Source organism: Salinihabitans flavidus (assembly GCF_900110425.1).
Lineage (GTDB): Bacteria > Pseudomonadota > Alphaproteobacteria > Rhodobacterales > Rhodobacteraceae > Salinihabitans > Salinihabitans flavidus.
Genome location: NZ_FODS01000009.1, coordinates 76,222 through 102,458, shown reverse-complemented (window position 1 = coordinate 102,458; position 26,237 = coordinate 76,222). Strand labels below are relative to the sequence as shown.

The window sequence follows — 26,237 nt, the reverse complement described above, 5'->3', positions numbered from 1 at the left end:
CTCTGTTTGTGTGGCGGTCGGACGATACCGCGAAACGGTCGGCTCTCCGGGCTGAAGAGGAACGCGGCGTGAGTTCCGCAGCGGTGCGGGAAATTTGTCATGGCAAATCGTGCCACCGCCCCATATGAACAGGGGCGGAACGACGGAGACCTTTCATGGCCAACGACCTTTTCAACAGCTTCATGTCCGGCCCTGACGAAAGGGGCCGTTTTGGCAAATTCGGCGGGCGCTTTGTCAGCGAAACGCTCATGCCGCTGATCCTCGAACTGGAGGCCGAATACGATCGAGCCAAAACCGATCCGGAGTTCTGGGCCGAGATGGAGCACCTCTGGAAACACTACGTGGGTCGGCCCAGCCCGCTCTATTTCGCGCAGCGCATGACCGAGGCGCTTGGCGGCGCGAAAATCTATCTCAAGCGGGATGAGCTGAACCATACCGGCGCGCACAAGATCAATAATGTGCTCGGCCAGATCATCCTTGCCCGCCGTATGGGGAAGTCGCGGATCATCGCGGAAACCGGCGCCGGACAGCATGGGGTGGCCACCGCGACCGTCTGTGCCAAGTTCGGGCTGCAATGCGTGGTTTACATGGGGGCGCATGATGTGGAACGGCAGGCGCCCAACGTGTTCCGCATGCGGCTTCTGGGGGCCGAGGTGGTCCCTGTCACCTCGGGGCGCGGCACGCTCAAGGACGCCATGAACGACGCGCTGCGCGACTGGGTCACCAATGTGCGCGACACCTTCTATTGCATCGGCACCGTGGCCGGGCCGCATCCCTATCCAGCGATGGTGCGCGATTTCCAGTCGATCATCGGAAAGGAAGTCAGGGACCAGTTGCCCGAGTTCGAAGGGGACGGCGCGCTGCCCGATACGCTTGTGGCCGCGATTGGCGGTGGCTCCAACGCGATGGGGCTATTCTATCCGTTTCTCGACGACACAACCGTCAATATCATAGGTGTCGAAGCGGGGGGCAAAGGCGTGGACGACAGCATGCAGCATTGCGCCTCACTTACCGGCGGGCGCCCGGGAGTCCTGCATGGCAATCGCACCTACCTGCTTCAGGATGAGGACGGGCAGATTCTCGAAGGGTTTTCCATTTCCGCCGGCCTCGACTACCCGGGCATCGGCCCGGAGCATAGCTGGCTGCACGACACCGGCCGCGCGCAGTATGTCTCGATCACGGACAAGGAGGCGCTTGAGGCGTTTCAGTTTTGCTGCGCGCAGGAGGGGATCATTCCCGCGTTGGAGCCCTCGCATGCGCTGGCGCATGTGATGAAGATCGCACCGACCTTACCGCGCGATCATGTGCTTGTGATGAACATGTGCGGGCGTGGCGACAAGGACATCTACACCGTTGCGCGGCATCTCGGGTTCGACATGGCCGATACAGAAGGCCGCGACGCGATCTGATCCGGCGCCATACGCCTCAGAGCGTGTGCTTTCGCAATACCGCCAGCGGCACGATTTCCGTCGCTTTTTCGTGTGTCGCTTGAAGATCGACCTGCGGCGCGCAGCCTTCATCATGCGCCTGCAGGAACCTGCCCGCGCACAGGCACCAACGATCCCCCGGCTTCAGCCCCGGAAAGCCAAAGTCCGGACGCGGTGTGGACAGGTCGTTTCCCACATACTTCGAATAGGCCAGAAACTCCGCTGTCATCACGGCACAGACTGTATGGTTCCCCTGATCCTCGGCGCAGGTGTTGCAGGCCCCGTCACGAAAGAAACCCGTCAGAGGGTCGGATGAGCAGGGCGCCAGATTTCCCCCCAACACATTGATGGAAAGGTCTTTTTGCATTCTCTTTACCTCCTGTCGCGCAGGCACCAGCGTAGCGTGATTGGATCGAAAGGGGAATCCCTGCATGATACCATCCGTACAGATGGGGTCGATGCAGATTATCGTTCTCAGGGTAAGCTATTGTAAAGCGTGAATTCGTCGGCACATTTACGGCGCAACTTCGCCTCTGCTTCGGACGAGAGGGACAGTGCCATTTCCGGCGATACATTGGCGCGCGGCAGCTCTGGCAACTGACCCAGACGGTCGGCCAGAAAGCGCAGGAGCCGGGGCTGATCCTCATAGCGGAAAAGATGAGTGACGGCAGTTCCGTTGGGGCGGGGTTCGAGGAACTTGGCCTGACTGCCGACATTGGCGAACGCGGGACGCTCCCCCTTGCAGTATCCTTCAACGAACTCGTCAAAGCTCAAGCCATGTGTCGCATTGGCCTGCCCCTTCATGAAATCGCGGCGCCGGTAGCGATACCAGCTTCCAAGCCAGCTTATCGGTTCGCGCATGACCGCCACGGTTTCCATGTCGGATGTCTTGCACGCCTTCTCGAACATCGGGCGGAAGAAGCGATTGTAGCGGTAGAGCGGCGCATGTTTCAATTCGGGCGGATCGGAGACAACGATATCGGCGCGCGGGCGCAATGCAGCCTCAAGCGCGGTGGTGCCAGTCTTGGGCACCGCGAGAATCACCAGTTTTTCCTTCCAGAAAACAAGCATCTACTGTCCTTCGGGCTTTATCCGGGATCTTGCCGCGGCATCGTAAACCTCTCCTTAACGTTTTGTGGAAAAAGTTAAACCCGCAGAATTCTATTGAAATGTTCTCTTTTTGATCTCATAAGGGGTGGGAACAGGACGTGAACACAGGCAATGATGGACGCCGGAAACGGTGTGTGAAATAAGGGGCAAAATGCAATGGCAACGGCAGATCTTTTGACAATGAGCAGCAAGACAACCCCCGACAAGCAAAAGGCGCTCGACTCCGCGCTGGCCCAGATCGAACGGCAGTTCGGCAAGGGGTCGATCATGAAACTGGGCGGCGACAATCCCTTCAAGGATATTGAGGCCACCTCCACCGGCTCTCTGGGTCTCGATATCGCGCTGGGGATCGGCGGCCTTCCCAAGGGACGGATCATCGAGATCTATGGACCTGAAAGTTCTGGCAAAACCACGCTGGCGCTGCATTGCCTCGCTGAAGAGCAGAAAACCGGCGGTGTTGGCGCCTTCGTCGATGCCGAACATGCGCTGGATCCGCAATATGCGAAAAAGCTGGGCGTCAATCTGGACGAGTTGCTGATTTCGCAGCCCGATACGGGCGAACAGGCGCTGGAAATTACCGACACGCTCGTGCGTTCCGGGGCGGTCAACGTCGTGGTGGTCGATTCGGTTGCGGCGCTGACCCCGAAATCGGAACTTGAAGGCGATATGGGTGACAGCAGCGTTGGTGTGCAGGCGCGGTTGATGAGCCAGGCGATGCGCAAGTTGACCGGCTCCATCTCGCGCAGCAACTGCATGGTGATTTTCATCAATCAGATCCGCATGAAGATCGGCGTGATGTTCGGCAGCCCGGAAACGACCTCGGGCGGCAATGCGCTGAAATTCTATGCCTCTGTGCGGCTTGATATACGGCGGATCGGCTCGATCAAGGACCGGGATGAAGTTACAGGCAATCAGACCAAGGTCAAAGTTGTGAAGAACAAGGTCGCCCCGCCTTTCAAGCAGGTCGAGTTCGACATCATGTATGGTGAGGGCATCTCCAAGACGGGAGAGTTGATCGATCTCGGGGTGAAGGCCGGCGTGGTGGAAAAATCCGGCAGCTGGTACTCCTACGGGGATGAACGCATCGGGCAGGGGCGCGAGAACGCAAAGACCTTCCTGCGCGAAAACAAGCGCATGGCGCTCGAGATCGAGGACAAGATCCGCGCCGCTCACGGGCTGGAATTCAACATGCCCGAGTCGGACGATGACGACAGCGGCGACGCGCTCCTCGAAAGCTGATCACGGACTTCTTGCTCCGGGCGTATATCCCATGCGTCCGGTGCATCACAGGTCCGATTGATGTGTGGACAGCTTTGCGCATGGGGGATAAACCCGGCTGGACCAACCCGCATCAAGAGGCCAGCCGATGCCCAGCCTGAACGAAATCCGTTCAACCTTTCTCGATTATTTCGCCAGACAGGGGCATGAGATTGTTCCCTCAAGCCCTCTGGTGCCGCGAAACGATCCGACGCTGATGTTCACCAATTCCGGCATGGTTCAGTTCAAGAACCTGTTCACCGGGGTCGAACATCGCGACTACAAGCGCGCGACGACCGCCCAGAAATGCGTGCGGGCGGGCGGCAAGCACAATGACCTCGACAATGTGGGCTATACCGCGCGTCACCATACGTTCTTCGAAATGCTGGGGAATTTCTCCTTTGGCGACTATTTCAAGGCCGAGGCGATCGCGTTTGCGTGGGAGCTTCTGACCAGTGAATTCGGACTTCCGAAGGACAGGCTTCTGGTCACGGTCTTCCACACCGATGATGAGGCGGCGGATCTATGGAAGAAAATCGCAGGTTTGCCTGACGAGCGGATCATCCGCATCGCCACCTCCGACAACTTCTGGCAGATGGGTCCGACCGGCCCTTGCGGCCCGTGCACCGAGATCTTCTATGATCACGGCCCGGATATCTGGGGCGGCCCTCCGGGTAGCCCGGAGGAAGATGGGGACCGCTTCATCGAGATCTGGAATATCGTTTTCATGCAGAACGAGCAGTTCGAAGACGGGTCCATGACCGAGCTGGAGATGCAGTCGATCGATACGGGCATGGGGCTGGAGCGGATCGGCGCGCTGTTGCAGGGCAAGCATGACAACTACGACACCGACCTGATGCGCAATCTGATCGAGGCGTCAGCCCATGCCAGCGCGACAGAGCCGGATGGCTCCAAGAATATACATCACCGGGTGATCGCGGATCACCTGCGCTCCACGTCGTTCCTGATCGCGGACGGGGTGATGCCATCGAATGACGGGCGGGGCTATGTGCTTCGCCGGATCATGCGACGCGCGATGCGCCATGCGCATCTTCTCGGAACACGCGATCCACTCATGCACCGGCTGGTGCCTGCTCTGGTCGGGCAGATGGGCGCGGCCTATCCCGAACTGGGCCGGGCGCAAGTGGTGATCGAGGAAACACTCCGGCTCGAGGAAACGCGGTTCCGCCAGACGTTGGAACGGGGGCTGAAACTGCTCGATGACGAGTTGGCGCATCTGCCTGACGGGGTGGCGCTTCCGGGAGAGGCGGCGTTCAAGCTCTACGATACCTACGGCTTTCCGCTCGATCTGACACAGGATGCGCTGCGCGAAAAGGGGCGCTGCGTCGATACCGAAGGGTTCGATGCGGCGATGGCCGAACAAAAGGCCAAGGCGCGCGCGGCATGGTCGGGGTCCGGCGAAGCTGCGGATGCGGCGATCTGGTTCGACATTGCCGAGCATCACGGGACCACCGATTTTCTGGGTTATGACACGGAGTCCGCGGAAGGGCAGATTCTCGCTCTGGTGCGCGACGGGGCGGAAGTGAAGGCGGCACAGAGCGGCGAGAGCGTGCAGATCGCGCTCAATCAGACACCGTTCTACGCCGAGTCAGGTGGTCAGGTCGGTGATACCGGCGAGATTCGAACTGAAGGCGGGCGGGCGCGCATTACCGATACACGCAAATCCGCCGGGGTGTTCATCCATTTCGCCGATGTCATCGAGGGCCGGGTCGAGGTTGGAGACTCCGCGCGGCTTGAGGTCGATCACGAACGACGCACCGCGATCAGGGCCAACCATTCGGCCACACATCTTTTGCATGAGGCGCTGCGGCAGCATCTGGGCGAGCATGTCGCGCAGCGCGGCAGCCTGAACGCGCCCGATCGCCTCCGATTTGATTTCAGCCACGCCAAACCGTTGAACGAGGCGCAATGGCATCGGATCGGAGAGGAGGTGAACGCCTATATCCGCCAGAATACGCCTGTGGAGACGCGGATCATGACACCGGACGATGCTCGGGCCATCGGAGCGCAGGCTCTCTTTGGCGAGAAGTACGGCGACGAGGTGCGCGTGGTGTCCATGGGGCTGCAACCGGGATCGGGCAAGGGCGGCAATGGCGCGACCTATTCCATAGAACTTTGCGGTGGCACGCATGTGCGCCAGACCGGCGACATCGGAGTGTGCGTCCTGCTCAGCGACAGCGCGTCGAGCGCGGGGGTGCGGCGGATCGAGGCGCTGACAGGCGAGGCGGCCTATGCCCATATGGAGCGTGAGTCGCGACGGCTCAAGGAGATGGCGACGACGCTCAAGGCGCAGCCGGGCGAGGAACTGGACCGGCTGCGTGCTGTTCTGGACGAACGCAAGGCGCTGTCCAATGAGGTGGCGCAGCTTCGCCGGGATCTGGCGATGGCGGGCGGCACAGGACAGGGGGCCGAATCCGAGGCGAGGCAGATCGCCGGCGTCGCCTTTGCCGCGCAGGTACTTTCTGGTGTGTCCGGACGCGATCTTCCGTCGCTGATCGATGAGCACAAGCAGCGGCTTGGATCCGGCGCGGTGCTGTTAATCGCCGATGCGGGCGGCAAGGCAGCGGTGGCCGCCGGTGTGACGGACGATCTGACGGACCGGATATCGGCGGTCGATCTGGTGAAAGCGGCGGTTCAGGAGCTTGGCGGCAAGGGCGGCGGTGGTCGCCCGGACATGGCGCAGGGCGGCGGCAGAGACGTCGGAAATGCAGAGGCCGCGATAAAAGCGGCAGAGACAGTGATCGGAGGATAGAATGCCAGCTTTGTGGATTGCACATGTGACTGTCACCGACGAGGACGCCTATGGCAAATACGCCAAGCTGGCGGGGCCGGCCATCGCCAAGCATGGCGGGGCGTTCATCGCGCGGGGCGGACGCTATGTACAGCTTGAAGGCAAGGAGCGGCCGCGCAATGTGGTGGCGAAATTTCCCTCCGTCGAAGCGGCGGAAGCCTGCTATCACAGCCCGGAGTATCAAGAGGCGCTGAGCCATGCGCGCGGCGCGTCCGAACGGGAGTTGCTGATCGTCGAAACCAGCGAATAGCTGGCCCGCGCGCCTTGGCGTTCTATCCTTACAGTCAAGGAGGATGCCATGCTTCGCATTTTGGTGACGTTTTTCTTGTCGGTCCTGCCATTCTGGGGGGTGGCGCAGGACTGGAACGCGATCGAGCAACCCGGCTCGATACTGCTGATGCGCCACGCGCTTGCGCCCGGCACGGGCGATCCCTCGGGCTTCCGGCTCGAGGACTGCACCACGCAACGCAATCTCGACGCACAGGGCCGCGCGCAGGCGCGACGGATTGGCGAGGCGTTGCGGGGTAGAGGGGTTGAGGTCGACGCGGTCTGGACAAGCCAATGGTGCCGCAGCCGGGAAACGGCGGACCTGCTTGACCTTGGTCCGGTGCGGGAGGTGTCCGCGCTCAATTCCTTCTTCGGGAATCGCTCGAAACGGGACGCGCAGACGCGTGAGGTACTCAATCTGATCGAGCAAAACCGCGACCATCGCCTTTTGCTGGTGAGCCACCAGGTCAATATCACGGCACTGACAGGCGTGTTTCCACGCTCGGGCGAGATCGTTGCGACACGATGGCGCGATGGGGCGCTGGCCGTGACGGGACGGGTGCTGATCGATCCCTAGGCGGGGCCGTGCCCGCCGCAGGGTCAGGCGGTCTTGTTCATGCGCTTGCGTTCGTTCGAGTCGAGGAAACGTTTGCGCAGTCGAATGGCCTTGGGTGTCACTTCCACCAGTTCGTCATCATTGATGTAGGAGATCGCCGCTTCGAGGCTGAGGCGAACGGGGGTCGTGAGGCGCACAGCCTCATCGGTGCCGGACGCGCGGACGTTGGTGAGCTTCTTGCCCTTCAGTGGGTTCACCTCAAGATCATTCTCGCGCGAATGCTCGCCGATGATCATGCCCTGATAAATCTTCTCCTGCGCGCCAATGAACATGCGGCCACGCTCTTCCAGATTCCACAGCGCATAGGCGACCGCTTCGCCATTTTCCATCGAGATGAGGACACCCGCGCGGCGCCCGGGGATTGCCCCCTTGTAGGGCGCCCAGCCATGAAACACGCGGTTGAGCACGCCGGTGCCGCGTGTATCGGTCAGAAATTCGCCGTGGTAGCCGATCAGTCCGCGCGATGGGACATGCGCGATGATACGCGTCTTGCCCGCACCGGCCGGTTTCATCTCGACAAGCTCGCCCTTGCGCGGGCCGGTCACCTTCTCGATCACCGCGCCGGAGTAATCGTCATCGACGTCGATGGTCACTTCCTCGATCGGCTCCATCCGCTCGTCGTCCATCTCTCGCATGATCACCTGCGGGCGGGAGATCGACAGTTCGAACCCTTCGCGGCGCATGTTCTCGATCAGAACGCCCATCTGCAATTCGCCGCGGCCGGAGACCTCGAACGCTTCGCCGCCGGGGGTGTCGGCCACCTTGACGGCGACGTTCGATTCCGCCTCTTTCATCAGGCGTTCGCGGATCACGCGCGACTGCACCTTCTTGCCTTCGCGTCCCGCCAGTGGGCTGTCGTTGATGCCGAAGGTCACGGTGATCGTGGGCGGGTCGATGGGCTGTGCGTCAATCGGCGTGTCCACCGCCAGCGCGCAGATCGTGTCGGCCACGGTGGCCTTGGACATGCCCGCGATGGAAACGATGTCACCGGCGAGCGCCTCTGGAATGTCCTGCTGACCGAGGCCGCGAAACGCCTGAATCTTGCTCACGCGGAACTGTTCGATCTTCTGACCGATGCGCGAGAGCGCCTGCACCGTCTGCCCGACCTTGAGTCGCCCGCTTTCCACCCGGCCGGTCAGAATGCGACCGACAAAGGCGTCGGCGCCCAGCGTGGTGGCAAGCATCCGGAAATCCTCGTCCTGATGCCTGATCTGTTTCGGGGCCGGAACATGGTTCACGATCAGGTTGAAGAGTGCGTGCAGATCCTTGCGCGGCCCGTCCAGTTCGGTATCTGCCCAGCCATTGATCCCGGATGCGTAGAGATGCGGGAAATCAAGCTGATCCTCATCGGCATCGAGCGAGGCAAAGAGATCGAAACATTCATCGAGCGCGCGATCGGGTTCGGCGGAGGGTTTGTCCACCTTGTTGAGAACGACAATGGGCCGCAGACCCAGCGCCAGCGCCTTCGAGGTCACGAACTTGGTCTGGGGCATCGGGCCTTCGGCGGCATCGACCAGCAGGACCACGCCATCGACCATGCTCAGGATCCGTTCCACCTCACCGCCGAAATCGGCGTGGCCGGGGGTATCCACGATATTGATGCGCGTGTCCTTCCAGACGAGGGACGTGGGCTTGGCAAAGATGGTGATACCGCGCTCGCGCTCAAGATCGTTGCTGTCCATTGCGCGCTCGGCCACTTCCTGGCCCACGCGAAACGCGCCGGATTGCTTGAGAAGTTCGTCCACGAGCGTGGTCTTGCCGTGATCGACATGGGCGATGATTGCGATATTGCGCAGGTCCATAGGGTCCGCCTTTGATGGGAAACGTGGAGCTTCGCCTATATCGGGAGGCTACAAAAGACCAGACCTTATTTTCAAGGCCCGCCGGAACGCGAAACGGCGCCCACAAGGGGCGCCGTCCACTGTCGGTATCGAGGCGTTCAGCCGTCGAAATCGACCTGCTCGACCAGTTTCAGCGCCTCGCTGCGGTTCTCTGCCAGCGTCATAAGGTTGACGTCATCGGCGGTAAAGCTGCCCCAGCCCTGCACAAGCTCATCGGCTTCGGTGCCCGGCGCGATCGGGTATTCGTAGTTCATTCTGGCATAGATTTCCTGCGCTTCGGGGGACGCAAGGAATTCCATCATCTTCAGGGCATTCTCGCGGTTGGGGGCTGCCTTGGTCATCGCCACACCCGAAACGTTCACATGGGTGCCGCCGTCTTCAAAGGTGGGGAAGACGATGCGCACGCTGTCTGCCCATGCCTGCTGCTCGTCGTTCTCGAGCATCTTGCCCATGTAGTAGGTGTTGCCGAGGCTGATATCGCATTCGCCGGCCCAGATCGCCTTGACCTGCGCGCGGTCGTTGCCCTGTGGCTTGCGGGCAAGGTTGGATTTCACCCCTTCGAGCCATGCCTTCGTTTCTTCGGCGCCATGGTGGTGCAGAACTGCGGACACCAGCGCGACGTTATAGGGGTGCGCGCCGGAGCGGGTGCAGATGCGGCCCTCCCACTTGGGATCTGCGAGGCCCTCATAGGTCGTCAGCTCGCCCTCCGCCACACGCTCCTTCGAGGCGTACACGATGCGCGCGCGGGTCGTCAGGCCGAACCAGTGACCATCGGGATCGCGATACTGCGACGGCACGTTTTCGTTGAGCGTGTCGCTGTCAACCGACTGAGTCAGCCCCGCATTCACAACGGCGGCCAGTCGAGAGATGTCCACGGTGAAGACCAGATCGGCCGGGGTGCGGGAGCCTTCTGCCTCGAGCCGTTCGATCATACCCTTGTCGAGATGGGCGACATTGACCGCGATACCCGTTTGCTCGGTGAAGGCATCGGTCAGCGGTTTGATCAGTTCGGGTTGACGGTAGGAATAGACATTCACCTCATCTGCCAGCACGGGCGCAGCCACGGCGGTGGCGGCGGCGGCAAGGAGGGCGGGTTTGATCCTGTTAAACATTCTTTCACTCGCTTCGGTTGCGGTTTCGATGCGAATGTTTAATCCGACTTATTTTGTCGGGTCAATACCTGAACAAAGATGTCAGGTAATTTCGGCGGCGCGGCACGTGGCCTTCTCGTCGTCCTTCGCCGCGTTCCAGAGGGTGTCCATTTCCGCCAGATCCGACTCTTCGGGTTTTTTGCCGCGCGCGGCAAGCTTCGCCTCCACTGCTTCGAAGCGGCGGGTGAACTTGGCGTTGGTCGCACGCAAGGCCGATTCGGGGTCGATGTCGAGATGGCGGGCGAGATTGGCCATGACGAAAAGAAGATCTCCGAACTCCTCCTCCATCTCGTCGCGGCCGAGATGGTCGCGCGCTTCTTCGAGTTCCCGGGCTTCCTCCACGATCTTGTCGAGCACATGCGAGGCATCGGGCCAATCGAAGCCGACGCGCGCCGCCCGCTTTTGCAGTTTCACCGCCCGCAGCAGCGCCGGCAATCCGATGGCCACCCCGTCGAGCGTGCCGCGCTGCGCCTTTTGCGCACGTTCGGCGGCCTTGATCGCCTCCCAGTCGCGGGTCTGCTGTTCGGCACTCTTGTCGCGGCTTTCGTCTCCGAAGACATGCGGGTGACGGTCCACCATCTTGTCAGCAATAGCATTGGCCACCGAATCGAAGGTAAACAGCCCGGCCTCCGTGCCGATCTGGGTGTGATAGACGGTTTGCAGCAGCAGGTCGCCCAACTCTCCCTCCAGCTCTTCCCAGTCCTCGCGCGCGATGGCGTCGGCCACTTCGTAGGCTTCCTCGATGGTGTAGGGGGCGATGGAGGCGAAGTCCTGTTCGATGTCCCACGGACAGCCGGTTTCAGGTTCGCGCAGGCGGCGCATGATTTCCAGAAGCCGGGGCATGGGTTGGCTGCGGTCGTGGATCAGGGCATCTTCGGGCATTGCGCTTCCTCATGTTTCGCGGTTGTTTGTGCCGGGCCAAGACAGAGGAGTCCAGAGATGGCCGTGGTCAACCGTATCGCCGCATATTCCGATGAGATGACAGGCTGGCGCCGTCATTTGCACATGCATCCGGAACTGAGTCTTGAATGCCATGAGACCGCGGCCTTTGTCGTGGAAAAGCTGCGGGCGTTCGGCGTGGACGAGATCCACGAGGGCATTGCCACCAGCGGCGTTGTCGCGGTGATCGAGGGCAACGGGTCCGGTCCGGTGACGGGGCTGCGCGCGGATATGGACGCGCTGCCGATGCAGGAAGAGACCGGGGCGGAGTGGGCCTCCACCATACCCGGGCGGATGCATGCCTGCGGTCATGACGGGCATACGACGATGCTTCTGGGTGCGGCGAAATACCTGGCCGAGACACGCAATTTCACAGGGCGCGCGGTGCTGATCTTTCAGCCGGCCGAGGAATCCATCGGTGGCGGGCGGATCATGGTCGAAGAGGGGATCATGGACCGCTTCGGGGTCGAGGAGGTCTATGCCCTGCACACCGACAGTTTCGCCCGGCTTGGAGAGTTCCGCACCTGTTCCGGGCCGATCATGGCGGCGGTGGACGATTTCGAAATCCATCTGACCGGGGTGGGCGGGCACGCCGCCTATCCGCATGAATGCCGCGATCCGGTGCAGGCGGCGCTGGGGATCGGCACCGCCTTGCAGACGATCACGGCGCGCAACGTGAATCCGCTTGAGCCGCTGGTCGTCTCTCTCACGCAGGTGCATACGGGATCGGCCACCAATATCGTGCCGGAGAAGGCCTATCTTGCCGGAACGGTGCGCAGTTTTTCGCCGCAGGTGCGGGATATGGTCGAGGCGCGTCTGCATGAGATCGTGGCGGGGCTCGCGCCCGGCTATGGCGTGACCGCGCGGGTGGATTACAACCGAAGCTATCCGCCCACGGTCAACCACGCCGCCCAGACAGAAACCGCCGCCGGGATCGCGCGTGAGATCGTGGGCGAGGAGCAGGTCGTCGCCGATCTGGCCCCCGAAATGGGGGCGGAGGATTTCTCCTATATGCTGGAGGCGCGGCCCGGTGCGTTTCTGTTTCTGGGGCAGGGGATCGGACCCTCGCCGCATCACCCGGAATTCGATTTCAACGACGCTGCCGCACCCATCGGGGCGAGCTTCTTCGCGCGGCTGATCGAGACCCGCCACGCCCGCGCCTGACACGAAAGGAAGATCCATGCCTGTCATCAATCGCATCGCCGGCTTCGCCGACGAGATAAAAACCTGGCGCCGCCATATCCACGCACACCCCGAATTGGGGCGGGAGTGTCACGAGACCGCCCGCTTTGTCGTGGAGCGGTTGAAGGAATTCGGCATCACCGAGATTTCCACCGGCTGGGCGCAGTCAGGCGTTGTCGCGGTGATCGAGGGGCAGGGCGAGGGGCCGACAATCGGCCTGCGCGCCGATATGGACGCCCTCCTGATGGAGGAGACCACGGGCGCGGAGTATGCGTCCACCATGCCGGGCAAGATGCACGCCTGCGGCCATGACGGGCACACCGCGATGCTTCTCGGGGCGGCGAAGTATCTGGCCGAGACGCGCAATTTCCGGGGTCGCGCGGTGCTCATCTTTCAGCCGGACGAGGAAGGCGGTGGGGGCGGCGAGGCCATGGTGCAGGAGGGCCTGATGGAGACGTTCGGCATCGACGAGGTCTATGGCATCCACAATGCGCCCAACATGCCCGAGGGGCATCTGCTGCTGGCGCCGGGGCCGGTGATGGCGGCGGTGGACAGCTTTTACATCGACATTCAGGGCGCGGGCGGACATGGCGCGATGCCGCATGATACCCGCGATCCGGTGATGGCGGCGGTGGGTATCGCGCAGGCGCTTCAGACCATCGTGAGCCGCAACCACGATGCGCAGGACCGTCTGGTGCTGTCGCTGACCCAGATCACCACCGGCAGCGCCACCAACATCATTCCCGACACAGCCCGTATGTGCGGCACCGTGCGCACCTTCGATCCCGGCGTGCAGGCCATGGTGATGCGCCGGATGCAGGAGATCGTGGACGGGCAGGCGGCGTCCTTCGGCGTGACGGCGACGCTCGACTACGAGGTGGGCTATCCTGCGACGGTGAACGATCCCGGCAAGGCCGGGTTCGCCGCGGACGTGGCCCGGGACGTTGTGGGCACGGACCGGGTGGACGATGCCACGCGGCCGATGATGGCGGCGGAGGATTTCTCCTACATGCTGAACGCGCGGCCCGGCGCCTATCTCTTTCTGGGTCAGGGAGAGAGCGCGACCGTTCATCATCCGGCCTATGATTTCAATGACGCCATTGCGCCTGTGGGCGCCTCGTTCCTGTCCCGTCTGGTGGAAAAGGCCGCGCCGCTCTGAGCGCGCGGCGCCCCTATCCGTCGGGCGCGCGCGTGAAAGGGGTTGACCTTTTTCCCTGTTCTGCGAAATTTGATCAAATTTTGCAGGATGGGAGCGGATCATGGCGCTGGAGGATGCCAGGCATCAGGTGGATCAGGCGTTCACGCGGGAAACCCTGCGCGGGCCCAGCTTTGAAAACACCTTTGGCGGGGCGACCTCTTTCCTGCGCCGACGCTACAGCAAGGATCTGGCCGGGGTGGATATTGCCGTCACGGGGGTTCCTTTTGATCATTCCGTTACCAACCGGCCCGGAGCGCGGCTCGGCCCGAGGGCGATCCGCGAGGCGAGCGCGCTACAGGCTCCGGATGCGCCCTATGGCTGGGGGTATGATCCGCTCAACGCGTTTCGAATTGTTGACTATGGCGATCTGGCCTTCGACTATGCCCGCGTGGGCGATTTTCCCGAGGCTCTGACCGCACATATCCGCGGCATCCTCGAGGCCGGGGCGGCGAGTATCGCGCTGGGAGGGGACCACTATATTTCTTTCCCGATCCTGCGCGCCTATGCCGAGAAATACGGGCCTCTGGCACTGTTGCAGTTCGACGCCCATTCCGACACCTGGGCCGACGACGACATGGAGCGGCTCGATCACGGGACCATGTTCTACAAGGCGGTGAAGATGGGGCTGGTGGACCCGGCGCGCAGTGTTCAGGTGGGCATCCGCACCGATAACCCCGACACGCTTGGGGTCAATATCATCGACGCGCGTGAAGTGCATGAGGCCGGCCCGCAGGCGGCGGCGCGCAAGATCCGGGAGATTCTGGGCGATCATCCGGTCTATCTGACCTTCGACATCGACGGGCTCGATCCCGCCTTTGCACCGGGAACGGGCACGCCGGTCTGGGGCGGTCTGAGTTCGGCGCAGGCGGCGATCATGCTGCGCGATATTGCCGGGATCAACCTCGTCGGCGGGGACGTGGTGGAAGTCTCACCCCCCTATGACACCACCGGGGCCACGGCGATCGCGGGGGCCCATGTGGCGACCGAGCTGATCTGCCTATGGGGTTGGACTCGCAGGACATAACGCCTTTCGCATTGCGCGCGTGCCGATCCTGACGCAGGCTGTTCCGAAGCTGAGGGGCGGCGGCAATGCGGCGGAGGAGACGAGCGATGGCGGTGATCTGGATTCTGGGCTTTGCCATATTGGGCGCCGTGGCCTTCGTGCGTTTCGCCCCGACCGATCCGGCGCGCTGGCATCAGGCGCCGCAGGTGGACGCGGACAGAACTTACGAACGCGGGGCGCTGCGGCGTGTGAGCGCGGGGCCGGGCGCGCTTCGGCGGTTCGATGCCATCGCCCAGAGCGACCCGCGCACCACGGTTCTGACAGGCACGGTGAGCGAGGGCATGGTGACCTATGTCACACGAACGCGGGTGGTCGGATTTCCCGATTACACGACCGCGATGCAGGACGGCGACGACCTTCTGATCCACGGGCGGGCGCGGTTCGGGCGCAACGACATGGGGGTGAATGCCGAGCGGGTGGACCGCTGGATTTCCCGGCTTGAGGGCTGATGCGGCGAATCGGGGTTAACGCCCTGATTTCGGGGAAAAACCCGTTTCGGTATAACGTCGGTATTTTGTCGGTATCGCGTCGGTGCCGATTTCCGCGTCAGAGCGGTTGTGCGCGAAGTTAACAAGGCGTGCGGTGGAATGCGTCAAGATCGGGTTAAGACGGGCGCGCAGGGGCGCGTTGCCCCCGTCGCCGCGGGGCGGCGACTCCCCCCAAGGTATTTGACCCGAAAAGAAGCCCGGACGATCAGCGCAGAAGCGCGGCCGATTGCAGGGGGTGCGCGGGGCTGCCCTGCCGCTCGGAGGACAGGCAGCCGGAGGCCACCTCGCGCCACATCGGCACGTTGAGCGACATCTGGCATTGTGCCATGAACATGCGGCCATCCACTTGCATGCAGATCGTCTCTCCGATCTCGATGCGGGCGCCGGAGCGGTCGGTGCAATAGCAATCGATCATCTTGCCGTTCAGGTTGTAATCGGCAAGCCCAGGCGTGGCCGAGAAGGGCAGAAGGATCAGCATCCAGCGCATGGAGAAAGTCTAGCATGCCGCCCCCTCTTGACCAAGCGGCATCAATACGGGAGACAGCGCCATGATCCCGATGGACAGATTGCGACAGATTACCGAGCGGTTCGAGTATCTCGAGGCGCAGATGGCCGCCGGCATGGCGGGCGAGGATTTCGCCCGGCTGGGCCGGGAGTATGCCGAGCTCAAGCCCATCGTGGAGCAGATCGCCGCCTATCGCCGCCTGCTTGAGGCGCGCGAGGAAGCCGAGGAGATGCTGTCGGACCCGGACATGAAGGCGCTGGCCGAGGAGGAGCTTGCCCGCCTGCGCAGCGCCCTGCCGGAGGCCGAACACGCGCTGCAGCTTTCGCTTCTGCCCAAGGACGAAGCCGACGCCCGCCCGGCCATCGTCGAGATCCGCCCCGGCACGGGCGGCGAGGAGGCGGCGCTTTTCGTCGCCGACCTGCTGCGGATGTATCAACGCTATGCCGAGGCGCGCGGCTGGAGCTTCGAGATCATCGAGATGCAGGAGACGGAGCTGGGCGGGATCCGGGAGCTTGTGGCGCATGTGAAGGGCGATCACGTCTTTGCGCGGCTGAAATACGAATCCGGCGTTCACCGGGTGCAGCGTGTGCCCAGCACCGAAAGCGGCGGACGCATCCATACCTCGGCGGCGACGGTGGCGGTGCTGCCCGAGGCCGAGGACGTCGATATCGGGATCGACCCGAACGATCTTCGAATCGACACGATGCGCAGCTCGGGCGCGGGCGGCCAGCATGTGAACACCACCGATTCGGCGGTTCGCATCACCCATCTGCCCACGGGAATCGTCGTCACCAGTTCCGAGAAATCGCAGCACCGCAACCGCGAGATCGCGATGCAGGTGTTGCGCACCCGCCTTTACGACCGCGAGCGGCAGGCGCGGGAGCAGGCGCGCGCCTCCGACCGCAAGAGCCAGGTTGGATCGGGCGACCGCTCGGAGCGAATCCGCACCTATAATTTCCCGCAAGGTCGCCTGACCGATCACCGGATCAACCTGACGCTTTACAAGCTCGATCAGGTGATGGCGGGCGATCTCGACGACATCATTGATGCGCTGCGGGCCGACGATCAGGCCACCCAGCTTGCGCAGATGGGGGCGGCGTGATCCTGCGCGCGGCCTTGTCGGAGGGCGCGCGGGCCCTTCGGGCGGTCGGGATCGAGGGCGCGGAACGCGATGCGCGGATACTACTGGCGGAGGTTCTGGGGCTGAGCCCGGCGCGGCTCTCGCTGGAGCCGGACCATCCGGTGAGCGATGCGGAGATGACGCGGTTTCATGCCATGCTGGCGCGGCGCGCGGGCTATGAGCCGGTGTCGCGTATCCTTGGGCGGCGGGCCTTCTGGGGCCGCGATTTCGAGGTGACGCCCGATGTGCTCGATCCGCGACCGGAGACCGAGACGCTGATCGAGGCGGCGCTGAGCGCGGGGCCGGCGCGTCGGCTGGCCGATCTGGGCACCGGCAGCGGAATTATCGCGGTGACGCTTCTGGCGGAATGGCCGGAGGCGCAGGCCGTGGCCAGCGATCTGAGCGCGGCCTGCCTTGAGGTGGCGGCGCGCAACGCGGCGGCGCATGGAGTGGCGGGGCGCCTGACGCTGGTGCGTGCCAACTGGTTCGAGGGGATAGAGGGCCGGTTCGATCTGATCGTGTCGAATCCGCCCTATATCACGGCGACCGAGATGGCCCATCTGTCGCGCGACGTGGCCGAATATGATCCGCCTCTGGCGCTGACACCGGGGGGGGACGGACTTGCGCCCTACCCGGTACTGGCGGCGGGCGCGCGCCGGCACCTTCGGCCTGGTGGGCGGATCATGGTGGAGACCGGACCCCGGCAGGGGGCGGATGTGTCGGCCCTTTTCGTCGCCGCAGGGCTTGAGGCGGTCGGGAGTCTGCCCGATCTGGACGGTCGCGACCGGGTTGTCACGGGGCGTCAACCGGCGGAGCGCCGCTAAAATCGCTGCAAATGAGGGGCAAATCATCAAATTTTTAGGAAATCCCTGCAATTTCGCTTGTATGGGGCGACAAGGCAGAATAGGCAGAGGGTGTTCGGACGGTGGATGCCTTCAAGGGGCGGTCCCGTTGAACACTAAGCCAGAAATGATGTCGCGGTCTGAAAATACTGAAAGCGCATGAGGCGCGAGACAGGGGCGAGCGACGACACTGAGGTCAAGGCTGGACAGCTAGCACATGAGATCTTCCAAATCCCGTTCGCGGAATAAAGCGAACCGTCAACGGCCTTCGGGCAATACTGTTAACCGTGTGTTCGACAGCAGCGGCCCGGAGGGCAAGGTGCGCGGCACACCGCAACAGATCATCGACAAATACAATCAGCTCGCGCGCGATGCGCAGCTGGGCAATGACCGTGTGGCGATGGAGAATTTCCAGCAGCACTCGGAACATTACCAGCGCATGCTCAATGAGGCGCAACGCGAGATGGACGCCCGTCGCGAGGAGCAGGAACGCCAGAACCGCGATCGTCAGGTCGAGCAGCGTGACCGCGACCGCGAGCGGCAGGACCGCACCGACCGGCAGGACCGCGAGAGCGGCGGCGGTCAGCAGGGCGATCAGCGGCAGGAGCAGAAGCAGCAGCCGCGTCAGGACAAGCCGAAAGACCTGTCCGATGCGCCTCAGCCCGATGTGCTCGATACGGGCGGCGCGAAGGAAAGCGGTCTGGTGGAGACGCCGGAAACCCGCGAAGAGCCCGCGCCCAAGCCCCGCAAGCCGCGCGCCCCGCGCAAACCGCGCGCGAAGGTCGAGAAGTCGAACGATGACGCCTCGTCCGAAAATCGTGCGGACGGCGATGACACCAAGGCCGCCGAGTAGTGCGGTTTTCGCGCGGCGATCCCGGGTGGATCAGCCGCGCGCCACTTCCCTTGCCAACGCGCAGAACGCTTCGAGCGGGACCTGTTCGGCCCGGTCTGTCGGTGTGATTCCGGCGGCGCGAAGCCGGTCCTCGATGTCGGGGGCGATGCCCTTCAAGGCGGAGCGCAGCATCTTGCGGCGCTGGTTGAAGGCGGCGGCGACGACGCGGTTCAGAATCGCGGGATCGGCCTCATGGCGCGGAGCGGGCAGGGCGGTGAGATGCACAACCGCACTCGACACCTTGGGCGGCGGGGTGAAGGCGCCGGGCGGCAGAGACATGACAATCCGCGCGTCCGCGCGCCATTGCGCGAGCAGGGCAAGACGGCCATAGGCCTTGGACCCCGGCCGGGCCACGATTCGTTCGGCCACTTCGCGCTGAAACATGAGGGTCAGGCTCTGCCAGAAAGGCGGCCAGTCTGGCGGGGTGAGCCAGCGCACCAGAAGCTCCGTGCCGACGTTATAGGGCAGGTTGGCGACGACGCGGATCGGCGGCGCAAGATGCGCCAGCGGGTCGATGTCGAGCGCGTCGCCGTGGATCACCTCCAGCCGGCCGGGATAGCGGGCGGCGATCTCGTTCAGGGCGGGCAGGCAGCGGGCGTCTTTCTCGATCGCCAGAACGCGGCGCGCGCCCTCGGCCAGAAGCCCGCGGGTCAGACCGCCCGGCCCGGGGCCGATCTCCAGCACGTCGCAGGCGGTCAGATCTCCGGCCTGACGGGCGATCTTGGCCGTCAGGTTGAGATCGAGCAGGAAGTTCTGCCCCAGCGCCTTGCGCGCGACAAGCCCGTGATCGGTGATCACCTGCCGCAGGGGGGGCAGGTTGTCGATGGTGCTCATGCGCGGCTCTCGGCCATGTGGCGCGCCAGACGCAGCGCCTCGATCAGGCTGGAGGGGTTGGCCACGCCCTGCCCCGCAATGTCGAAGGCGGTGCCGTGATCGGGCGAGGTGCGGACGAAGGGCAGGCCGAGCGTGACATTCACGCCAAGGTCGAAATCCAGCGTCTTGATCGGGATCAGCGCCTGATCGTGATACATGGCGATGGCCGCGTCATAGCGGGCACGGGCGGCGGCATGGAACATTGTGTCGGCGGGCAGCGGGCCGGACAGGTCGAAGCCTTCGCCGCGCAAACGCTCCAGCACCGGGGCGATCACCTCGATCTCTTCGCGGCCCATCGCGCCGCCCTCACCGGCGTGGGGGTTGAGCCCGGCGACCGCAAGGCGCGGCGTTTTGATGCCGAAGTGGGCGCGCAGGCCGGCGTCGGTGATGCGAATCGTCTCCTCCAGCAGCGTGGGGGTGAGCGCGCGCGGCACCTCGGCCAGTGGAATATGGATCGTGGCCGGCACCACGCGCAGCCGGTCGGACGCCAGCATCATCACCACCCGGTCCACGCCCGCCAGTGCGGCAAGGTATTCGGTATGACCGGGATAGGGAAAATCGGCCCCGTCCTTGAGGGCCTTCTTGTGAATGGGGGCGGTGCAGATGGCGCCCACCTCTTCGGTCATGGCCAGATCCACGGCGCGCGCGATCACGTCGGCCACGCCTTCGGCATTGGCCGGATCGGGCACGCCGGGCAGGGCGTTGCCCCCGAACGGATGGGGCAGCACCGGAAGGCCATCGGCCAGCGCGCCGGACGCCTCGGAGGCGGACTGGATCAGCACATGCGGCACACGGCCGGGCAGGTGATCGGGATCCCCGATCAGGAAAAAGGCGATCTCGCCTTGCAGGGCGGCCCATGCGCTCTCGGCCAGTTCGGGACCGATTCCCGCCGGCTCTCCGCAGGTCAGCGCGATGGGAAGGGTCATTTTTCCACAATCACCGCTTCGGCGCGGAGCCGGTCGAGATAGCTCTCGGCGAAGGAGTTGATCCGTTGCCCGCGCAGGGCTTCCGCCACCTCCTCGCGCTCGACGTCCTGATCAAGCGCCGGTGTGCGCTCGCAGAGCATCAGGAACACGAGTGTCTGACCCTGATTTCGGGTCAGGTTTGTAGAAACCTCGTGCTTGTCGAGGCGTCCCAGCTCCGTCGCCACGTCGTTGGGGATTTCGGAGGGTTTGCGCGCCTCGCGGTAGAGCGCTTCGGGCGGTTGATCCTTGGCCACGCCGTAAAGATCATTGCAGGTGTCGATGCTGTCGCGCAGGGTGCGGGCACGGGCGAGGGTTTCGGGGCTGCGCCCCCCCGGCAGGTAGTATTCGGCATATTCGATCGCAGAATAGCGCGGTGTGCTCACCGGGCCTTCGGTGATGCCGCGCATCTGGAACAGCGCCACAGCGCCGGAAAGCGGCACCGGGTCGGTCACTTCACCCGGTTTCATCGATGTGAGGATCGGGCGCAATTGCGACGGCAGGTTGGTGATCGGCACCCAGTCCACGCGGCCGCCCTGATCGCGGGTCGGCGCGGCGGAATACTGCCGGGCCGCGTCCGAGAAGGCCGCGTAGGATGTGAGTTTCTGAATTTCGGCGGCCACTTGCATGACCTGCTGCTCGGTCTGGGGGGTGATGGGAATGATCACTTCGGCCAGCCGCACCTGCAATCCGCCGGAGGTGGTGGACAGGGCGCGGTCGATATCCTCTTCGGTGATTTCCACACGCCCGCCAAAGCGCGCGCGGACCACACCCCGCCAGGATTGCCCGGAGATGACAAAATCGCGGAACGTTTCCGGCGCAACCCCTTCTTCGGCCAGCGCGGCGATGAATTCATCGCCCTTCATGTCGGCACGGCCCGCGAATTCCTCTGTCCCGGCCTCGATCTGCTCTGCGGTCACTTCGATGCCGTATTCGCGGGCCGCCTGAAGCTTCAGCCGGTCGTCGATGAGTTGCTCGCGGGCCTTCTCGCGCGGATTGCCCAGCGGTTCGATCACTTCGAGAAGGCGGGCGCGCTGTTCGAGTTCATAGTAGGTAATGGCGCGTTCGTTGACCGTGATCGCCGATGAAAACGGGCTTTGCGATAGCGCGGGCGCGGCCCCCGCAAGCACCAGAGCGGCCAGAACACTCAGGCGGCGCAGGGTGTTGTGGGCGGGGCGGGAAACGCGGCTCAGCATCATCATCATTGTCATCCTGCGGTCTTGTTGCATGTGCGGTTATAGCTTTTGTCGCCGCTTCGCACCGAAAAGCCAAGAAGGGCGATGGTCAGGCCGATATCCGTCGATGGCTCCAACGTAGTCGAAGAGGTGAAGCGGCGCGAGACCGAAAGGTCGATCTGCACACATTCGTTACGGTATTCGACGCCGATCCCGGCCTCCGCCGTGCTGTCGGAGGCGATGTCATAGCGCCAGTTGAACAGGCCAGACCAGTGACGAGAGAACCGGTAGCGGCTGTCCAGCGTCCATTCCGACAGTGTGCGGGCTCGGTCCTCGGCGGGATCGGCCCCGAGCCAGACATAGGCCGCATCGAGCGTGAGGTTCGAGTTGCGCCAGCCGGCGCGCGCCTCGGCCTTGTTCATGTCGTCGAATCCGTCGAACAGCCCGCGCGCGGTCAGTGACAGGCCGTTTTGCGTTTTGATCTGACCGGCGACCAGCAGATCGGAGCGCGCGCCGGACAGCCCGGAGCTGCGCGAGAATTCGGTATCGGCGGTCTCGCGGATCACCTGGCCAAGCGACAGATGCGCCGTCCAGCCGTCCGGATCGAGGCGCGACCAGTTGACCCCCCAAGTGCCGACAAGCCCGCGTTCGCGCCGGTCCACGGACGGAAAGCGCGAGAGCGAGAGCAGGTTGCCTTCATCCAGTTCCACCCTTGTGCTTTCGTCGTTGGCAATGTCCATCCGGCTGCCCCCGGTCCAGGCGAGCTGTGCCACGGGTTCTAGGATCTGCGTGACGCCATTGCCGCCCGCGCGGATCAGGGGCCAGCGCAGATGCGCCGCCATCGATGGCGTGGCCTGCGCGTCGAAGTCGCCGCGCGTGGCGTCCTGGCGGGTGCGCACCGCGTCAAGCGCCAGCGCCCCGGTCACCCCGGCCCGCAGCCCGTAGGCCAGCGTCCAGTTGCGGCGCCATGAGATTTCGGCATTGACGCGGCCCACGTCGCGCCCGTCCACCACGCTGTCGGCATCGGCACTGTCGGTATCGAGGTCGGAATAGCGGTAGTGCCCGTGCAGCCCGAGACCAAGCCGCACCTCGCCCCCCAGCGCGGAGGGAAAATAGCGCCGTTCCGTCTCGGCGGCGCCGACGATGGTGGGCAGGGTCGCGTTGCTCTCATTGGCGCGCAGCGACTGGTAGTGCAGCAATGCCAGCCGGGTGTTTTCGTCGCGCCGCGAACGGGCAATGGCGATCTCGCTGTCGAGCCGGTCGAGACCGGAATAGCCGTAGTCCAGCAGGTAGGCATCGTCACTCGTCATCTTCGCATCGAAGGTCAGCACGTAATCGCGCCCCAGATCGAACCGGCCGGTTCCGAACAGGTAGCCGCGCGGCGAGGGCGGGGAGAGCGAATCATCCGACAAGGCCCCCTCGAACGCGATCCGGCCGCGCCGGAACGCCTGCCGGTAGCGGAACTCCATCGTGCGCGTTTCCGGCGAGAGATAGGGCGTCAGCGTCAGGTCGCGATCCTCGCGCAGGGCGATGAAATAGGGGATCTTGATCCCGGTGCCGAGCTGGCTTCCGGTTCGGATCGACGGGATGAGAAATCCTGTCGCGCGGCGCTGCGTCGGGTCGGGAAGGCGCAGCCGGGGCAGATAGAAGACCGGCACATCCAGAACGCGAAGCTGCGCCCCGTCGAGATAAAGCTGCTTGGCCTCGCTGTCGTGAACGACACGCCGGGCGCGGATCTGCCAGAGCGGCGGCTGACCTGTCTCGCACACCCGGCAGGAGGTCACGGCGGTCTTGCTGAGCACGTTGTAGCGCCCCTCCACCCGGTCGATCTGCACCGCGGCAAGCTGCAACTGCTGATTCATGACCATGCGCGCACTGCGCAGCAGCCCGTTGCGGAAGTCGCTGTCAAGCTCCGCCTGATCGGCCAGCAGGATGAGATCCTCTCCCTCGGTGATGCGCACCGGGCCGTCGAGCGTGATCCTGTCGCGGGCGCGGTCGTAGGTGATGCGACTTGCGCGCAGGCGTGTGTCACCCCGCATCGCCTCGACGTTGCCGCGTGCGATAAGCTGGTTCTGCCCGGTCAGAAACACCTCATCGGCCACCAGCATGACATTTCCAGCCATATCCTGCGCCCCGGCCGGAAGCGGAGCCGCCAGCAGGCCGAGGCAGAGGGATATGAAGACACGAAAGGCAGACATCACCCTTCTTCCATATGCAACAACAGGCCCAAGGCCAACATGACACTTGCCACCGGCGGGGCCCATGCCGCCAGAGCCACCGGAATCTGTCCGTTCTCCCCGAGGATCTGGGCGAAATTCCGCACATAGTAGAGCGCAAAGCCCATCATCACCGCCAGCAGCACCGCAAGCCCGGTGCGCCCCGCGCGCGCATGGCGCATGGTGAAGGCCGCCGAGACAAGCACCATTGCCACGAGAAAGACCGGCATTGCCAGTTCCATCTGAATCCAGACCTTGTGGCGTCGGGCGGAAAATCCGGCCTCTTCGAGCTGGGCGACAAACTCGGGCAGCTCCCAGATCGAAATGGTGTTCGGGCGCCCGAAGCTGTCGCGGATGGTGTCGGGGGTCAGGGTGCTGGGCAGTACGAGCCGTTCGTGCCGCTTGCTGTGCTGCTCGGGGTTCGTCCCGGCAACGAGCGGCCATTCCTTCGCGTCGCGCAGCAGCCACGCCTTGTCGGTCAGCCGGGCGCGGGCGGCCTCGATCCGGCGTGTGGGGCCGCCGCCGGGGGCATAGGCCACGAAGGTCACGTCATAAAGCAGGGTGGCGTCTTCATTGGCCTGTTCGGCATGAATCACGGTTTGCCCGCTGGCGTCCCCCTGCCGCAGCCAGAGCCCTTCGCGGCTCAGCGAAAAGGCGCTCGCCCCGCCGCTGCGGAACCTGTCGGACAGAACCTCGTAGCGTTCGGTGGTGGCGGCGACGATCGGGTTGACGGTGCTGATCCCCACCAGCCCGATCAGAAAGGCGGCCGTCACTGGCGCCAGCAGGGTGACAAGCGCCGACCGCCCCGCCGCACGCACCACGACAAGCTCATTCGTGCGGGCGAGCCCGATAAAGAGCGTCACCGTGCTCAGGATCACCAGCAGCGGCAGGATTTCATAAAGACCCTCGGGAGTCTTGAGCAGGGTAACCTGAACGACCTGCGAAAGGCCGAGTTCCTCGACATCGAAGCGGCGCAGTTCTTCCATCATGTCGATCAGGAACAGCAAAAGGAAGAACACCAGGGTCAGCCCCGCGAAAATCCACATAAACCGGCGCGCGAAATACAGCGGGAGAGTCATTGCGCAAGCCTCCGCCACAGGTTCAGCGGGCGCGCGGAGAGCGCCAGAAGAGAGAGGGCGATGCCAAGCCCGGCAACGGATGGCAGATAGGTGATCGGCCACAGATCGGCATTGCCCCGGACCGGATCGGTCACGGAATTCTTGAGGACCTCCACCAGAATGAGAAGCACGAAGGCGGTCACGATCTGCCGCCAGACCCCAAAGCGTGAATACCCGCCCGTGAGCAGTGTGGCAAAGCCGATGAGCGCCGCCACAAGGCACATGATCGGCTGATTGAAGCGGTCGTGCGCCTCTTCCAGCACCGAGCCGCGCCCCAGTCCGAGTTCCGCGGCGACTGCCTCGCTCCGGGTCAGAAGCTCATGCGTGGACAGATGGCGCAACTGGCGCCCATCGGAACGATCGGAGTCCACAAGGGCGCTGATGTCGATGGAGAAATCCGCGAAGTTGGTGGTAAAAAGCCTGTCGATATCGCGACGGTGGATCTGCGTCAGCCCGTCCACCATCACCAGCTTCGGCCCGTTGTCATCGCGAAGCAGGTAGGCTTCGGCGGCTGTGTGGGTTATCACCTCCTGACCCTTGCGCCGATCGGAGACGAAGATGTCTCGCAGGACACCGTCGGGGGCGATCTGCCGGATATAGAAGGTGATTCCGGGGCTGGGATGAAGAAAACTGCCCTCGCTCAGCAGGCGCGCGCTGACGTTCTGCGAAATTTCCGTCTGCCGCTTGTCAAGTTGTGCCAGGCTCGCCGGGACGAGAAAATGCATGAGCATTGCCATCATTAACGCGACCAGACAGCCGAAAAGGACCACGGGCCGGGCCAGCCGCCACGGGCTGAATCCGGTGGCCTGCATCACCGTCAGCTCGCTATCGGAACTCAGGCGGTTGGTGACATAGACCGCTGCCGCAAAGGCCGACATGGGCAGCACGAGGCTGACAACGCCGGTCAGGCTGAGCACGGTGAATTCCAGAAACACGCCGGCGGTCTGCCCGTCGCCGATCAGCCGGTCAAAGAGTACCACCGCGCGGTTGACCCAGTAGACCGCAACCAGCACCAGGGCGAAAAAGCCAAACAGTACCATGAACTGCGACAGTAAATACCTGTCGAATCTGCTCAACGCCTTTTCCCCCCAAGGCACAGTGATCGTGCCGCGCACCCTAGAGGAATCGTTTCGGGGGGGGAACTGCAATCTGGTCAAAAGGCGCCGCGCGCGATAGATCGGTC

Annotated in this window: 24 protein-coding genes; 12 read left to right on the top strand and 12 right to left on the bottom strand. The window is 63.7% G+C overall.

All coding sequences use genetic code 11. The features are described 5' to 3' along the window. The first annotated feature begins 155 nt into the window (after positions 1 to 155). Positions 156 to 1,409, top strand: a complete 1,254-nt coding sequence (gene trpB / locus BMW66_RS09560) for a tryptophan synthase subunit beta (protein WP_093117842.1) — start codon at positions 156 to 158, stop codon at positions 1,407 to 1,409. A gap of 16 nt (positions 1,410 to 1,425) precedes the next feature. Here the strand turns inward: trpB and BMW66_RS09555 are convergent, their stop codons facing one another. Both BMW66_RS09555 and BMW66_RS09550 read right to left on the bottom strand, forming a co-directional pair. Next, on the bottom strand, positions 1,426 to 1,794 hold the full coding sequence (locus tag BMW66_RS09555; protein ID WP_093117840.1) for a DUF2237 family protein: 369 nt from the start codon (positions 1,792 to 1,794) through the stop codon (positions 1,426 to 1,428). Between the two features lie 107 nt (positions 1,795 to 1,901). Further along, a complete protein-coding gene (locus BMW66_RS09550) occupies positions 1,902 to 2,498 on the bottom strand; it encodes a gamma-glutamyl kinase (protein WP_093117838.1) in 597 nt (198 codons plus the stop codon). 195 nt (positions 2,499 to 2,693) lie between these two features. Between BMW66_RS09550 and recA the strand changes: the two genes are divergently transcribed. The 4 genes from recA to BMW66_RS09530 all read left to right on the top strand — a co-directional run bounded on the left by recA (position 2,694) and on the right by BMW66_RS09530 (position 7,450). Then, positions 2,694 to 3,776: a recombinase RecA gene (gene recA / locus BMW66_RS09545; RefSeq protein ID WP_093117836.1), complete on the top strand. Its 1,083-nt coding sequence runs from the start codon at positions 2,694 to 2,696 to the stop codon at positions 3,774 to 3,776. Between the two features lie 127 nt (positions 3,777 to 3,903). Next, positions 3,904 to 6,567 (top strand): alanine--tRNA ligase, encoded by a 2,664-nt coding sequence (alaS, locus tag BMW66_RS09540; protein WP_093117834.1) that lies wholly within the window; start codon positions 3,904 to 3,906, stop codon positions 6,565 to 6,567. A 1-nt stretch (position 6,568) separates the two neighbouring features. Next, a complete protein-coding gene (locus tag BMW66_RS09535; protein WP_093117832.1) occupies positions 6,569 to 6,856 on the top strand; it encodes a DUF1330 domain-containing protein in 288 nt (95 codons plus the stop codon). A gap of 48 nt (positions 6,857 to 6,904) precedes the next feature. Then, entirely contained in the window at positions 6,905 to 7,450 is a 546-nt protein-coding gene (locus BMW66_RS09530; RefSeq protein WP_093117830.1) for a histidine phosphatase family protein, read from the top strand. Between the two features lie 23 nt (positions 7,451 to 7,473). On the opposite strand, the gene typA is transcribed toward BMW66_RS09530, so the two are convergent. The 3 genes from typA to mazG form a co-directional block, all read right to left on the bottom strand. Continuing rightward, complete coding sequence (typA, locus tag BMW66_RS09525; RefSeq protein ID WP_093117828.1) at positions 7,474 to 9,291, bottom strand: translational GTPase TypA; 1,818 nt, start codon at positions 9,289 to 9,291, stop codon at positions 7,474 to 7,476. A 137-nt stretch (positions 9,292 to 9,428) separates the two neighbouring features. Beyond that, positions 9,429 to 10,442 (bottom strand): Fe(3+) ABC transporter substrate-binding protein, encoded by a 1,014-nt coding sequence (locus BMW66_RS09520; protein ID WP_093117826.1) that lies wholly within the window; start codon positions 10,440 to 10,442, stop codon positions 9,429 to 9,431. A gap of 81 nt (positions 10,443 to 10,523) precedes the next feature. Continuing rightward, complete coding sequence (gene mazG / locus BMW66_RS09515) at positions 10,524 to 11,363, bottom strand: nucleoside triphosphate pyrophosphohydrolase (protein WP_093117824.1); 840 nt, start codon at positions 11,361 to 11,363, stop codon at positions 10,524 to 10,526. Positions 11,364 to 11,420: 57 nt separating this feature from the next. On the opposite strand from mazG, the gene BMW66_RS09510 reads away from it, so the two are divergent. The 4 genes from BMW66_RS09510 to BMW66_RS09495 all read left to right on the top strand — a co-directional run bounded on the left by BMW66_RS09510 (position 11,421) and on the right by BMW66_RS09495 (position 15,312). Further along, complete coding sequence (locus tag BMW66_RS09510; RefSeq protein WP_093117822.1) at positions 11,421 to 12,584, top strand: M20 aminoacylase family protein; 1,164 nt, start codon at positions 11,421 to 11,423, stop codon at positions 12,582 to 12,584. 16 nt (positions 12,585 to 12,600) lie between these two features. Further along, entirely contained in the window at positions 12,601 to 13,761 is a 1,161-nt protein-coding gene (locus tag BMW66_RS09505; RefSeq protein ID WP_093117820.1) for a M20 aminoacylase family protein, read from the top strand. Positions 13,762 to 13,861: 100 nt separating this feature from the next. Continuing rightward, positions 13,862 to 14,824 carry an agmatinase gene (gene speB, locus BMW66_RS09500; protein WP_093117818.1) on the top strand — a complete coding sequence of 321 codons (963 nt, stop codon included), beginning with the start codon at positions 13,862 to 13,864 and terminating at the stop codon, positions 14,822 to 14,824. A gap of 86 nt (positions 14,825 to 14,910) precedes the next feature. Next, positions 14,911 to 15,312 (top strand): DUF1499 domain-containing protein, encoded by a 402-nt coding sequence (locus tag BMW66_RS09495; RefSeq protein ID WP_093117816.1) that lies wholly within the window; start codon positions 14,911 to 14,913, stop codon positions 15,310 to 15,312. A 244-nt stretch (positions 15,313 to 15,556) separates the two neighbouring features. On the opposite strand, the gene BMW66_RS09490 is transcribed toward BMW66_RS09495, so the two are convergent. Then, entirely contained in the window at positions 15,557 to 15,829 is a 273-nt protein-coding gene (locus BMW66_RS09490; protein ID WP_093117896.1) for a hypothetical protein, read from the bottom strand. 70 nt (positions 15,830 to 15,899) lie between these two features. Here BMW66_RS09490 and prfA point away from each other — a divergent pair, with 70 nt between their 5' ends. The 3 genes from prfA to BMW66_RS09475 all read left to right on the top strand — a co-directional run bounded on the left by prfA (position 15,900) and on the right by BMW66_RS09475 (position 18,671). Continuing rightward, on the top strand, positions 15,900 to 16,958 hold the full coding sequence (gene prfA / locus BMW66_RS09485; RefSeq protein WP_093117814.1) for a peptide chain release factor 1: 1,059 nt from the start codon (positions 15,900 to 15,902) through the stop codon (positions 16,956 to 16,958). After that, entirely contained in the window at positions 16,955 to 17,800 is an 846-nt protein-coding gene (gene prmC / locus BMW66_RS09480) for a peptide chain release factor N(5)-glutamine methyltransferase (RefSeq protein WP_093117811.1), read from the top strand. Before prfA ends, prmC begins: the two co-directional genes overlap by 4 nt. A 235-nt stretch (positions 17,801 to 18,035) precedes the next feature. Further along, complete coding sequence (locus tag BMW66_RS09475; protein WP_093117809.1) at positions 18,036 to 18,671, top strand: DUF4167 domain-containing protein; 636 nt, start codon at positions 18,036 to 18,038, stop codon at positions 18,669 to 18,671. 30 nt (positions 18,672 to 18,701) lie between these two features. Here the strand turns inward: BMW66_RS09475 and rsmA are convergent, their stop codons facing one another. The 6 genes from rsmA to lptF are packed head-to-tail and all read right to left on the bottom strand — an operon-like array spanning position 18,702 to position 26,151. Next, positions 18,702 to 19,544 (bottom strand): 16S rRNA (adenine(1518)-N(6)/adenine(1519)-N(6))-dimethyltransferase RsmA, encoded by an 843-nt coding sequence (gene rsmA / locus BMW66_RS09470; protein WP_093117807.1) that lies wholly within the window; start codon positions 19,542 to 19,544, stop codon positions 18,702 to 18,704. Beyond that, complete coding sequence (gene pdxA / locus BMW66_RS09465; RefSeq protein ID WP_093117805.1) at positions 19,541 to 20,509, bottom strand: 4-hydroxythreonine-4-phosphate dehydrogenase PdxA; 969 nt, start codon at positions 20,507 to 20,509, stop codon at positions 19,541 to 19,543. Before pdxA ends, rsmA begins: the two co-directional genes overlap by 4 nt. Next, positions 20,506 to 21,756 (bottom strand): peptidylprolyl isomerase, encoded by a 1,251-nt coding sequence (locus tag BMW66_RS09460; RefSeq protein ID WP_342741861.1) that lies wholly within the window; start codon positions 21,754 to 21,756, stop codon positions 20,506 to 20,508. Before BMW66_RS09460 ends, pdxA begins: the two co-directional genes overlap by 4 nt. Continuing rightward, on the bottom strand, positions 21,753 to 23,918 hold the full coding sequence (locus tag BMW66_RS09455; protein ID WP_093117803.1) for an LPS-assembly protein LptD: 2,166 nt from the start codon (positions 23,916 to 23,918) through the stop codon (positions 21,753 to 21,755). The genes BMW66_RS09460 and BMW66_RS09455 overlap by 4 nt, the downstream gene beginning before the upstream one ends. Next, positions 23,918 to 25,015 carry an LPS export ABC transporter permease LptG gene (lptG, locus tag BMW66_RS09450; RefSeq protein WP_093117800.1) on the bottom strand — a complete coding sequence of 366 codons (1,098 nt, stop codon included), beginning with the start codon at positions 25,013 to 25,015 and terminating at the stop codon, positions 23,918 to 23,920. Before lptG ends, BMW66_RS09455 begins: the two co-directional genes overlap by 1 nt. After that, on the bottom strand, positions 25,012 to 26,151 hold the full coding sequence (gene lptF / locus BMW66_RS09445; RefSeq protein ID WP_342741862.1) for an LPS export ABC transporter permease LptF: 1,140 nt from the start codon (positions 26,149 to 26,151) through the stop codon (positions 25,012 to 25,014). Before lptF ends, lptG begins: the two co-directional genes overlap by 4 nt. Positions 26,152 to 26,237: the final 86 nt, after the last annotated feature.